At 70.8% G+C, this 12,483-nt stretch carries 6 protein-coding genes and 1 pseudogene; 5 read left to right on the top strand and 2 right to left on the bottom strand.

All coding sequences use genetic code 11. The annotated features are described in order from the left end of the window. From AOK24_RS14475 to AOK24_RS14465, 3 genes and pseudogenes are all read left to right on the top strand, one after another. Window positions 1–297, top strand: a pseudogene (locus tag AOK24_RS14475) (DUF3558 domain-containing protein); the annotation flags it as partial. Window positions 298–433: 136 nt separating this feature from the next. After that, a complete protein-coding gene (locus tag AOK24_RS14470) occupies window positions 434–1,285 on the top strand; it encodes a DUF3558 domain-containing protein (protein ID WP_167376835.1) in 852 nt (283 codons plus the stop codon). Window positions 1,286–1,362: 77 nt separating this feature from the next. After that, the gene (locus AOK24_RS14465; RefSeq protein ID WP_055720477.1) at window positions 1,363–2,745 is read left to right on the top strand and encodes a DUF2637 domain-containing protein; all 1,383 of its coding nucleotides are present in this window, start codon (window positions 1,363–1,365) and stop codon (window positions 2,743–2,745) included. 101 nt (window positions 2,746–2,846) lie between these two features. Here the strand turns inward: AOK24_RS14465 and lysS are convergent, their stop codons facing one another. Both lysS and AOK24_RS14455 read right to left on the bottom strand, forming a co-directional pair. Further along, on the bottom strand, window positions 2,847–4,586 hold the full coding sequence (gene lysS / locus AOK24_RS14460) for a lysine--tRNA ligase (protein ID WP_055720476.1): 1,740 nt from the start codon (window positions 4,584–4,586) through the stop codon (window positions 2,847–2,849). A 159-nt stretch (window positions 4,587–4,745) separates the two neighbouring features. Continuing rightward, a complete protein-coding gene (locus AOK24_RS14455; protein WP_240553904.1) occupies window positions 4,746–5,339 on the bottom strand; it encodes a hypothetical protein in 594 nt (197 codons plus the stop codon). Between the two features lie 191 nt (window positions 5,340–5,530). On the opposite strand from AOK24_RS14455, the gene argS reads away from it, so the two are divergent. Beyond that, on the top strand, window positions 5,531–7,312 hold the full coding sequence (argS, locus tag AOK24_RS14450) for an arginine--tRNA ligase (RefSeq protein ID WP_055720474.1): 1,782 nt from the start codon (window positions 5,531–5,533) through the stop codon (window positions 7,310–7,312). 108 nt (window positions 7,313–7,420) lie between these two features. Further along, on the top strand, window positions 7,421–12,483 hold a 5,063-nt coding region (gene fxsT / locus AOK24_RS14445), incomplete at its 3' end, for an FxSxx-COOH system tetratricopeptide repeat protein (RefSeq protein ID WP_055720473.1).

Raw genomic sequence — 12,483 nt, 5'->3', positions numbered from 1 at the left:
TCCCCGAGCACGAGCACGAGCACATCACCCTCCCCCTCCCCTACCACCCCTACCGCAGAGGTACAGCCCCGCGTCCTGGACGACCTCGGCGACGAGGCGTTCGTCGACGACGCCCTCACCAGCTCCGGCTCGACGGCCAAGCAGCGCACGGTGACTGTGGCGTTCCGCACGTCCAACGTGATCGTGACGGTCCAGTACGAGGAGCAGCCGGCCACGCTCGGCACGGTCCCGGACAGCAAGGAAATGCAGGACAAGGCCCGGAAACTCGCGGCTCAACTGGCCGACAGGCTCGGCTGACCGTCGGCCCCGGCACCCGCCGTACCCCCGCTCGCGAAGAGATCGAAAGAGGACCGCACAGCTTCTTCACCGCGTACCGTGGCCCCTCGGACCCGTTCAGACCCGCAGGAACGAACCGCAGGAAACACGAAGCGTCATGAGTGAAGGAACCATGCAGCGACGAGCCCAGCGAGAAGACCAGCACGACCGGCGGACGAAGCGTGCCCGGAGCCTGAACCGCGCTCTCGCGGCAGGGGCACTCCCGGTGCTGCTGTTCGACGGCGGCAGCGCCGCGAAGGCGGGTGACTCCCAGCAGTCGTCCTCCGGGGGTACGGCGACGACACCGGACGACGCTTCCCCGTCCCCCACGCTGAAGGCGGCGGTGTACGGCACCCTGCCGGACGCCTGCAAGGTCCTGTCGGAGGACACCCTCGACGACACGGTCCCGAAGGCGAAGGCGGGCAAGAAGTCGGCGTCGGGCGAGGCGGGCACCCGCTCGGGCTGCACCTGGGACAGCCTGAGCGACAACGGCGTGAAGGGCTCCCAGTACCGCTGGCTCAGCGTCTCGTTGCTGCGTTTCGACTCCAACTCCGTGGCCGGGGACGCCGACAAGCAGGCGCAGGACTACTTCGCCCGGCAGCTGAACGACGCGAAGTCGGTGCAGGGCGCGACGAACGTGAAGTCGAGCGCGGCGGCCGGGATCGGCGACGCGGCGACGGCCGTCAGCTACGACCAGAAGAAGAAGGAAGGCGCCTTCAAGCAGCAGACGGTGGTGACGCGCGCCGAGAACGTCGTCGTCACGGTCGACTACAACGGCGCCGGTTTCGCGGGCGACAAGGCCCCGGACGCGGCCGAGTTGATGAAGCTCGCGCAGCAGACCGCGAAGGAAGTCGTTGCGGCGGTGAAGAAGGCCAACAGCGTTACGCCGCAGCCGAGTTCACCTGCGGCGACCCCGCCGGCGAAGCCTTCCGCCACCCCGTCCGCGTCCGCCTCGGCCGCCAAGAGCTGACGGTCCGACGACACGTACGCCGCACACATGTGCCACCCTGTTGCGCGCAACGACAGGAAAGCGAAGGGGAGTAACGGGTGGCCGCGCCGATCCAATTGACCCGGACGCACCGCGTGCTCATCGGCGTGGTCGTGACCGGCGCCGTGATCATCGCCGGGATCGGCTTCGCCGGTTCCTACGCGGCGGTCCGCGAGCTGGCGATCAAGAAGGGCTTCGGGAACTTCAGTTACGTCTTCCCGATCGGCATCGACGCGGGCATCTGCGTCCTGCTGGCCCTGGACCTCCTCCTGACCTGGATCCGCATCCCCTTCCCGCTGCTGCGCCAGACGGCGTGGCTGCTGACGATGGCGACGATCGCCTTCAACGGCGCGGCGGCCTGGCCCGATCCGCTCGGCGTCGGTATGCACGCGGTGATCCCGGTGCTGTTCGTGGTCGCCGTCGAGGCGGCCCGGCACGCGATCGGGCGGATGGCGGACATCACGGCGGACAAGCACATGGAGGGCGTGCGCCTGACGCGCTGGCTGCTCTCGCCGGTGCCGACGTTCCTGCTGTGGCGCCGTATGAAGCTGTGGGAGCTGCGGTCCTACGACCAGGCGATCAAGCTCGAACAGGACCGCCTCGTCTACCAGGCCCGCCTGCACTCCCGCTTCGGCCGCGCCTGGCGCCGCAAGGCCCCGGTGGAGTCCCTGATGCCGCTGCGCCTGGCCCGGTACGGCGTCCCCCTCGCGGAGACGGCCCCGGCGGGCCTCTCGGCGGCGGGCATAGAGCCGCGCCTGCTCCCGCCGGTGCTCCAGCAGGAGGAACTCCCGGCCACGGCAGCCTCGTTGACCCCGGCGGCCGAGGAACAGCGCCTCCAGCTCCCGGCACAGGCGGGCCCGCAGCCCCAACAGGCGGCGCAGCAGCCGTCGTTGCAGAAACAGGCCACGGAACAGCAGCCGGACCAGCAGCCGAGCCAACAGCCGGGCGCCCAGCAGACCCCCCAGCAACTCCCCGACGAGCAGCCCGAGTCGGTCCCCGAAGAGAGCCCCTGGTTCCAGAAGGCCCCCGCGGAGGTCCAGTACCAGGGCGGCTACGACCCCAACTACAACCCCGAGGCCGCGTACGCCGATTGGTACGCCCAGCAGGTCCAGGCCGAGCAGTACGAGGCCCAGTACCAGCAGGAGCCCCCGGTCGAGGAACCCTCCCCCGAGGAGACCGGCACGTTCCCGATCCCGGCGGGCCCCGGCCGTACCCGTGAACTCGGCGAGGGCGGCGGCACGGAACCCCCGGTGCCGGACGAGGAGGCGTACTACACCGTCTTCAAGCAGTCGATAGACGGCAGTTACCCCACCCCGCGCGAGTTCGGCGACAACGTCGAGACCGCCCACGGCATCTCCCTCTCGGACGCCGAGGCGAAGCGCATGGTCCTGCGCTTCACGAACCGCCACACGGCGGAGGTCATGGACGACCACATCGCGTAGAGCGGAGATCGGAGAGCCGAGCACACAGCGAAAAGGGAGCCCCCACCAAAGGGGGCTCCCTTTCTCACGAGCCGGCGAACTGGCCCCGGAGTACTACCCGGTTACTCCCCGAGCAGGACCCGCACCCGCTCCTGCCCCACAGCCAGCAGCAGCGTAGGCAGCCGAGGCCCCGTGTCCCGCCCGACGAGCAGGTGGTACAGCAGCGCGAAGAACGTCCGCTGGGCCGTCTTGATCTCCGGCGGCAGCTCCTTCGGCGTCGCGTCGGCGGAGAACCCGGCCTGCACCTTGGGTACCCCGTACACGAGGTGGGTCAGCCCGTCGAGGGACCAGTGCGAGGCGAGCCCGTCGAGCAGCAGCCGCAGGCTCTGCTGGGACGCCTCGTCGAGGGACTTCAGCAGATCGACGTCGGCCTCGGCCCGCACGATGGTCCGCTGGTCGGCCGGCACGTGCGTGTTGATCCACGCCTCGGCCTTGTCGTACCGGGGACGTACGTCGTCGAGTACCCCCAGAGGGTGAGCCGGGTCCAGCTCGGAGAGGATGCGCAGCGCCTGGTCCTGGTGCCCGGCGGTGATGTCGGCGACGGACGCGAGCGTCCGGTACGGCAACGCCCGCGCGGTGGACGGCAGTTCACCGGCAGCCGTACCGACGGCCCGCGAGTACGCGGCGACGTCACCCGGCAGAGCGGAGCCGTCCTCCACCTTGAGAACCAGCTTGTCCCACTCGTCGTACAGCCGCTGGATCTCCTGGTCGAAGGCGATCTTGAACGACTGGTTGGGCCGCCTACGCGCGTACAACCAGCGCAGCAGCTGCGGCTCCATGATCCGCAGCGCGTCCCCGGGCGTCGGCACCCCGCCCTTGGAGGACGACATCTTCGCCATCCCGGAGATCCCGACGAACGCGTACATCGGCCCGATCGGCTGCTTGCCGCCGAAGATCCCGACGATCTGCCCGCCGACCTGGAACGACGACCCCGGCGAGGAGTGGTCGACGCCGGACGGCTCGAAGACGACGCCCTCGTACGCCCACCGCATCGGCCAGTCGACCTTCCAGACCAGCTTGCCCCGGTTGAACTCGCTGAGCCGCACGGTCTCGGCGAACCCGCACGCGGTGCACGTGTACGTCAGCTCGGTGCTGTCGTCGTCGTACGCGGTGACCGTCGTGAGGTCCTTCTCGCAGTTGCCGCAGTACGGCTTGTACGGGAAGTACCCGGCGGACCCGGCGGACCCGTCGTCCTCACCGGCCGCGCCGGACCCCTCGGCGGCCTCAAGCTCGGCCTCGTCCACGGGCTTCTGGGACTGCTTGCCCGGGGCCTTCTTGGTCCGGTACTGCTCCAGGATCGCGTCGATGTCGGCGCGGTGGCGCATCGCGTGCAGCACCTGCTCGCGGTAGACCCCGGAGGTGTACTGCGCGGTCTGGCTGATCCCGTCGAACTCCACGCCCAGCTCGCCGAGCGCCGCGACCATGGCCGCCTTGAAGTGCTCGGCCCAGTTCGGGTACGCCGATCCGGCGGGCGCGGGTACGGAGGTCAGCGGCTTGCCGATGTGCTCGGCCCACGTCTCGTCGACCCCGGGGACCCCGGCCGGGACCTTGCGGTAGCGGTCGTAGTCGTCCCAGGAGATGAGGTGGCGGACCTCGCGTCCCCGGCGGCGGATCTCGTCCGCGACCAGGTGGGGGGTCATGACTTCGCGGAGGTTGCCGAGGTGGATCGGCCCCGAGGGGGAGAGCCCGGACGCGACGACGACACGTTTACCGGGGGCTCGACGCTCCGACTCCTCGATGACCTCGTCCGCGAAACGGGAGACCCAGTCGGTGGTCTCGGTGCTCTGAGCCACGATCGGCACGTCCTCTGTGTTCTGGGATTCCTCGGGGAATCACGGCTGACCGTCCCATTCTCCCAGGAGGCACCCAAACCACGAAAACGGGTATCGGCGCCCCCCAGGTCGTACCCGGTTAGTACGCAAGGGGGACGCCGATGAAGATGCGGAAACCTCAGCCGAAGTTCACTGCGCGAAGTTCACCGGGATGTACTGGTCGTACGACCGGTCGGCCGTAGCAGTGAAGTCGGCACGCGTCACGATCGCGCACTGCACCCCGTTCACCCCGCAGGTGACCCCGTCGGCGATCTCCGGCTTCAGCTTGAGGGTCGTCAGGAAGGACCCACCCTCCTGGTAGGGGATGGTGACCCCAGGGGTACCCGTACCCGTGTCGGTGATCCGACGAGCGGACCCGTCGGTCGACTCCCGCCCGCCGAGACAGGGCGTAGGCAGAGTGGTGTAGCTCTCAGGGTGCCCGACGACCACACCCTTGGGTACGACACAGAAGGCCAGGAAGATCCCCTGCGCCCGGTTGTACCCGTACCCGGCGACGTCGACGGTCCCGCCCGTCGCGGGCAGCGAGGTGTTGAACGCGCCGAGCCTGAGGTCGAACTTCTGGCCGTCGGCGGCGGTGGTCACGCGGTGCGCGGAACCGAAGGAGGGGGTGGTGTACGAGGCGTACGAGGGGGTCGCGGAGGCACCGGACGCGGTGACGAGAGCGAGTCCGGCGGCAGCGGCCGTGACCAGCGCAGCCCGGAGTTTCTTGGTGGGGGGCTTCATGGTCAACATGACAGTCCGCAACTGATCAGTAGGCAATGGCGCCTGGATTCGTACACCAGACCCACACATCGGCCGAAGTGAACGCTTATGTGCTCCTTACGGCGGTGCCCTCGCGTCCCGAAAAGCGCTTTACCACCCATGGGATACTGGAGGGGTATATCCATCCCCACGAGGAGAACGGCACCCACTCCATGGCCTCGGTCACGTCCCTGAGCGACTCCGTCCAGCAGCACCTCGCGTCCGCCCTCTCGGCCACCCTGCCGGAGGCAGCCGGAGCGGACCCGCTGCTGCGACGCAGCGACCGGGCGGACTACCAGGCCAACGGTGTCCTCGCGCTGGCGAAGAAGGCGAAGGCCAACCCGCGCGAACTGGCGACGCAGGTCGTCGCGAACCTGACAACGCCCGACGCCGGCTCCGCTGTCATCAAGGACATCGAGGTCTCCGGCCCCGGCTTCCTCAACATCACGATCGCCGACCGGGCGATCACCGAGAACCTCGCGGCGCGCTACGCGGACGACACCGGCCGCCTCGGCGTGCCGTACGCGCCCCACCCGGGCACGACGGTCATCGACTACGCGCAGCCGAACGTGGCGAAGGAGATGCACGTCGGCCACCTCCGCTCGGCGGTGATCGGCGACGCGGTGGTCCAGCTCCTGGAGTTCACCGGCGAGAACGTGGTCCGCAGGCACCACATCGGCGACTGGGGCACCCAATTCGGCATGCTCATCCAGTACTTGGACGAGCACCCGCACGAACTGGACCACAAGGACGGCGAGATCAGCGGCGAGGAGGCGATGTCCAACCTCGACCGCCTCTACAAGACCGCGCGCAAACTCTTCGACTCCGACGAGGAGTTCAAGACGCGCGCCCGGCGCAGGGTCGTCGACCTCCAGGCGGGCGACCCGGCCACCCTCGCCTCCTGGCAGAAGTTCGTCGACGAGTCGAAGATCTACTTCTTCTCCGTCTTCGAGAAGCTGGACATGGAGGTCCGCGACCCCGACATCGTCGGCGAGAGCGGCTACAACGACATGCTCCACGAGACGTGCCGCCTGCTGGAGGAGTCCGGCGTCGCGGTCCGCTCCGAGGGCGCCCTCTGCGTCTTCTTCGACGACATCAAGGGCCCCGACGGCAACCCGGTCCCCCTGATCGTCCAGAAGTCGGACGGCGGCTTCGGCTACGCCGCGACCGACCTCTCCGCGATCCGCGACCGCGTCTTCAACCTGAAGGCGAACACCCTCCTGTACGTCGTCGACGCCCGGCAGTCCCTGCACTTCAAGATGGTCTTCGAGACGGCCCGCCGCGCCGGCTGGCTCAGCGAGGACGTCACCGCCTTCCAGCTCGCCTTCGGCACGATCCTCGGCAAGGACGGCAAGCCGTTCAAGACGCGTGCGGGCGAGACGGTCAAGCTGGAGGACCTCCTCGACGAGGCCGTCGACCGCGCGACCGCCGTCGTCCGCGACAAGGCGGAGAAGGTCGGTCTCACGGAGGAGGAGATCGTCGAGAACGGCCGGTACGTCGGGATCGGCGCGGTCAAGTACGCCGACCTGTCGACGTCGGCCGTCCGCGACTACAAGTTCGACCTCGACCAGATGGTCTCCCTCAACGGCGACACGTCGGTCTACCTCCAGTACGCGTACGCCCGTATCCAGTCGATCCTCCGCAAGGCGGACGGCGCGACCCCCACCCCGCACCCGGACCTCGAACTCGCCCCCGCCGAACGGGCGTTGGGCCTGCACCTGGACCAGTTCGCGGAAACGGTCCTGGAGGTCGCCGCCTCCTACGAGCCGCACAAACTCGCCGCGTACCTCTACCAGCTGGCGAGCGTCCTCACGACGTTCTACGACCAGTGCCCGGTCCTGAAGGCGGACACCCCCGCCCAGAAGGAGAACCGCCTCTTCCTGATCGACCTGACGGCCCGCACCCTCCACCAGGGCATGGCCCTCCTCGGCATCAGGACGCCGGACAAGCTCTGACATACGACCGCGCCCGGGGTTGCCGCCACTCACCCGGCGGCAACCCCTGACAACTTCCCCACGCCGTAAGTACAGTTGACGTATCGACGGGCGACTTCCGGGGGGACCATGGCCGTCGCAGGGGAGTTACAGGCCACCGAAACAGTCGTACCGGAACAGAAGAACGCCGTTCCGCGCGACGAGTCGACCGTTCCTGTCCAGGACATCGGCGGCGCACACCAGGGCGGCAACCCGCACGCCGAGCGCCACGCGACCGTGCTGTCCCCCGAAGCCCGGGCCGCCGCGGCCCGTATCACCCTGCCCGCCCCGCTGGACAACCTCCCCTCACTGCCCGAGCACCCTTTCGTCGGCCGCGCGCAGGACCTGGAGCGACTGGACGAGCATCTGAGGTCCGGCTCCGGCGTCGTCACCCAGACGGCTGCGGTCAGCGGTCTCGGCGGCATCGGAAAGACCGCCCTCGCCCTGCGCTTCGCGCACGACCGCCTGGACCGCTACCGCCTCGTGTGGTGGATCGTCGCCGAGGCCGAGGAGCAGACCGCGTCCGGCTTCGCCGACCTCGCCCTGCGCCTGCACCCCCGGTGGGCGCACGACGCCACCCCGAGGGAACGCACCGAGTGGGCGCTGACCTGGCTGCGGACCCACGCCGACTGGCTCGTCGTGTACGACAACGTGGAGTACCCCGAGCAACTGACCCCGTTCATAGGCCGGTTACCGGACCACGGCCACCAACTGGTGACCAGCCGCTGCCGTGACGGCTGGGCGAAGGACACCGCCGTACTCGACCTGGACGTCCTCGGCCACGAGGACGCGGTGAACCTGCTGCACCGCACGGCCAGCCTGACGCCCCCCGAGCCTGCCGCCGGTCAGGCGCCTCCCGAACCGGCCGCCCGGCTCGCCACCGACCTCGGCCACCTGCCCCTCGCCCTGGCCCAGGCGGGGGCCTACATCCGCGAGACCGGCGTCGGATTCGCCTTCTACCGCGACCTGTTGCACATCAGCCCCGCCATGGCCCTCACCGACGACTCCGGCCCGGCGATCACCCGGATCTGGCAGACGAGCCTGAGGTCGATCAGCGGCGAGCACCCCTCGGCCGAACCCCTGCTCCACGCCCTGGCCTGGTACGCCCCCGAGGCCGTGCCGCCCGAGATCGTGGCCCGCCTCGGCGACCACCTGCCAGGCTCCGGACCCGCGCTCACCGCACTGGCCGCGTACCACCTGGTCACCCCCGGCCCCGAGGGGCCGACGCTGCACCGCCTGGTCCGGCGTACCGTCCAGGACGCGGCCGAGTCCGGGGCCCGCGACCTGGCCGAGGCGGCTCTGGCCGCCGTCCTCTCGGAGGCGGACGACGGCCCGGAGGCGGTACGGCTCCTGCTCCCGCACATCCGGGCGCTCGCCGAGACGGGACCGGCGACCGGAGCGAGCGGGGCGAGCGAGGCCGCCGTGGCGATGTACCGATCGGGCGCGGACGAGCTGATCGCGCGTGAACAGCCCCTCCTGGCCATCCCGTTGGCGGAGATGGTCGTCGACGGAAGCACCCGGCTGCACGGCGCGACAGCGGCCGTCACCCTGACCGCCCGCGACCGGCTGGCCGGGCTGCACGCCAGGGCCGGCGACCAGGCGTACGCCGTACGGCTGTGCCGGGCGGTCTTCCAGGACCGTATCCGCACCTGTGGCGAGGACGCGCCGGAAACCCTGACGGCCCGGGAGCAGTTGGCGTACGCGTACCGCAAGGCGGGCGAAGTCGTCGTGGCCGTGCGGGAGTTGACGGCCGTCGTGGCCGACCGCCGCCGGATCCAGGGCGAGGAGCACGAGGACACCCTCAGGAGCCGCGACCGGCTCGCCTACGCGCTCCAGACGGCGGGCCGGCGTCAGGCGGCCGTGGCGGAGTTCAGAAAAGTGGTCGCCGATCGTGAGCGGATTCTGGGCGACACCCACAAGGACACGCTGGCGAGCCGGAGTTCACTCGCCTACGCCCTGCTGGAGGCCGGGGACCACCGGACCGCGCTGGAGCTGTACGAGCGGTCCGTGGCGGACCGGCGGAGCGCGTTCGGCCCCCGCCATCCCGATTCGCTGACCAGCGTCGAGTGGCTGGCCTCGGCCCACCGCACCGCGAACGATCCCCGGCGTGCGGTCGTGCTGTTCCGGGAGGTGGTGGCGGAGCGTACCGCCGTACAGGGGGCCGACCACCCGGACACCCTGGGGAGCCGCCACCGTCTGGGCTGGGCGCTGTCCGACACGAAGGACATGGACGCCGCGCTGCGGGAGTTCCGGGCGCTGGCCGAGGACAGCGCGCGAGCCCAGGGCCCGAACCATCCGGACACCCTCAACTACCGGGACGACGTCGCGGAGATCCACCAGCTCCGCGAGGAGTACTCCGAGGCGATCGCGGCGTACACCGCCGTGATCGACGACTACCTCCAGGTCAGGGGCGAGGACCACCGGGACACCCTGCGGGCGCGCGGTGCGCTGGCCCTCACCCACCAGCTGGCCGGCGACCACCGGCGTGCGATCGGCGAGCGGGAGGCCCTGTTCGGACACCGGAAGCGCATCCAGGGCGCGCAGCATCCGGACACCCTCGCCGCACGCGCCAACCTGGCCTTCGCCCACCGGGCGGCCTCGGACCACCGGACCGCGATCCGCCTGTTCGAAGAGGTGCTGGCCGACCGCACCGAGACGCTGGGCCCCGAGCACCCGCGCGTCCTCGGCACCCGTACGGCCCTCGCCCGCACCTTCCAGTCGGCCGGCCTGCACGCGCGCGCCGTCCGGGAACTCACCGCGCTGCGCACGGACTTGGAACGCTCCCTCGGGGCGGACCACCAGGAAGTCCTCGACGTACGTCTCGCGCTGGCGCACGTGCTCGTCGAGGAGTACCGCTACGCCGACGCCCTGGAGATCTACGAACCGCTGGCCGAGGACTGGTCCCGGCTGCACGGTGCCGACCACCCCACCGCGCTCCTGGTCAGGCTGTGGATCGGCGCCGCATGCCGCTCGGCGGGGCTCCACGACCGCGCGTGCGAGGTCTTCGACGCGCTCATCCGCGACCACACCCGGCTCCAGGGCGCGGACCACCCCGACACCCTCAACGTCCAGGAGTGGCGGGCCTGGGTCCTGCGGTCCGCCGGGAAGCACGAGGAAGCGGTCCCGGTGTACGAAGGGCGGCTCGCCGACCGCGAACGCCTCTTCGGCCCGGACGCCCCGAGCACTCTCAGCGCACGCTGCGTCCTGGCGCTGGCCCGGCAGGACAAGGGGGATCACGAGGGAGCGATCGCCGATCTCACCGCGCTGCTCGACGTCCGCCGCCGGCTCCTGGGGGACGACGCCCCCGATTGCCTGCTCACCCTGGAACACCTGGCCGACGCCCACTCGGGCGCGGGCCACCACGACCGGGCCGTGGCCCTGTACGAGCAGGCCGTGGCCGCCTGGACCGAGCTTCGGGGAGCGTCGCACCCGCGCACCCTGGCGTCCCGGCGGGATCTCGCGATGGTCCAGCGAGCGGCCGACCGGCATCGCGTGTCGCTGGACATCCTGGAGTCCGTGCTCGACGACCGCCTGCGCCGGGACGGCCCCGACCATCCCGCTGTGCTGTCCCTGCGGTACGACGTGGCCGCCGGGCACATCGCGGCGGGGCATCACCTGCGGGCCGCGCAACTCGCCGAATCGCTGCTCGCCGACACGTCCAGGGTGCGCGGACGGAACCACATCGCCACGCTCAACACCCGTGGACAACTGGCGAACGCGTGGCGGCTGTCGTGCCAGTTCCAACGGGCCGTCGTCGAGTACGAGGCGCTGGTGGACGCACGCGCGCAGTACCACGGGCCGGAGCACGACACGACACTCGCCGCCCGCCGCCTGCTGGCGTTCACCGTCTCCGAGCGGCAGGACTACGAGCAGGCCATCGCCCTCGGCCGGGACCTGGTGGCCGACCGCACCCGTATCCAGGGCGCCGACCACCCGCAGACCTTCCGCGAGCGGCGCAACGTGGCCCGCTGGCGCAACCGGGCCGACGACCGCGCCGGAGCGCTGCGCGACCTCGACGCCCTGCTGCACGACCAGGAACGGGTGCTGGGCGCCGAGCACCCCGACACCCTCGACCTGCGCTCCCAGATCGTCGGGGTCCTGCTGGGCGCCGCCACGGCGGGGCGGGCCGTCGAGGCCGCCGAACGGCTGCTGGCGGACGTCGTCCGGCTGTCCGGCCCGGACGACGCCCGTTCGCTCGACGCCCGTCAACAGCTCGTCTACGCACACGACTACGCGGGACACCACGCGCTGTGCCTGACGCTCCAGACGGACCTCGTGGCGGATCTCACCCGCGTCCACGGCTCCGAGCACGGGAAGGTCTCCGCTGCTCGCCGCGACCTGGTCTGGTACCTGCGGGTGACCGGTGAACGGGCGCGCGCGGTACGCGAGTCGGCCGCCCTGCTGGAGAGCGCCGAGCGGGAACACGACCCGGAGCACTACCACTGCCTCGAATCCCGCAGCCTGCTGGCACTCTCCCACCGGGACCTGGGCGACCCCCGGCAGGCCGCCCTGATCTGGACGGACCTCGCCGAGCGTGCCCGGACCCTCCTCCCGGAGGAACACCCGAGGACCCTCTGGACGCGCGGCTACCTGGCCTGGATCACGGCGGACACCGGCTCGGCGGAGCACTCCGTCGACCTGGCCCGGGAACTCGTCGCCGACTGCACCCGCCTGTACGGCGCCGGTCACCGCAGGACGCTGGACGAGCTGCCCGCCCTGGCGCACGCCCTCTCCCAGGCGGGCCGTCCCGAAGAAGCCCTGGACACCCTGCTCCAACTCCTGCGGTCCCGCGCCGAGTTGACGGCCGGACCGCTTCCGCTGCCGATCACGGTCGAGGAGGTCGTCCAGGCTCATCTGGACGCTGTGGCAACGGACTTGACGGCAGGCAGGGCCGAAGGGGACGCCCTGCACCCGGCGTTGGTCGTCGAGATCCTCGCCCAGGCCTATGCCTCGCTCCACCCCTCCCTCGCCGTCCAGCTCGCCGACACCCTGGCCCACTGCGGCGACCACGAGGCCGCGATCCGCCTCCTGAAGGCCGTCCAGGCGGCCCGTGCCCACGTCTTCGGCCCCGACCACCCGCGCACCCTGGAGAGCCTCGCCACGCTGGCCCTGGCCTGTCTGGAGGCGGCCGACCCCGCCGACCCCGACGACCC

The sequence above is a fragment of the Streptomyces niveiscabiei genome (assembly GCF_001419795.1).
GTDB classification, from domain to species: Bacteria; Actinomycetota; Actinomycetes; order Streptomycetales; family Streptomycetaceae; genus Streptomyces; species Streptomyces niveiscabiei.
The sequence above is the reverse complement of the archived record's forward strand: the minus strand, read 5'-3'. Positions and strand labels throughout refer to the sequence as shown.

Excerpts from the sequence above, each read along its gene's own strand:
- AOK24_RS14470 (WP_167376835.1), top strand. The coding sequence starts at position 434 with ATGAGTGAAGGAACCATGCAGCGACGAGCCCAGCGAGAAGACCAGCAC.
- AOK24_RS14455 (WP_240553904.1), bottom strand. The coding sequence starts at position 5,339 with ATGAAGCCCCCCACCAAGAAACTCCGGGCTGCGCTGGTCACGGCCGCT.
- argS (WP_055720474.1), top strand. The coding sequence starts at position 5,531 with ATGGCCTCGGTCACGTCCCTGAGCGACTCCGTCCAGCAGCACCTCGCG.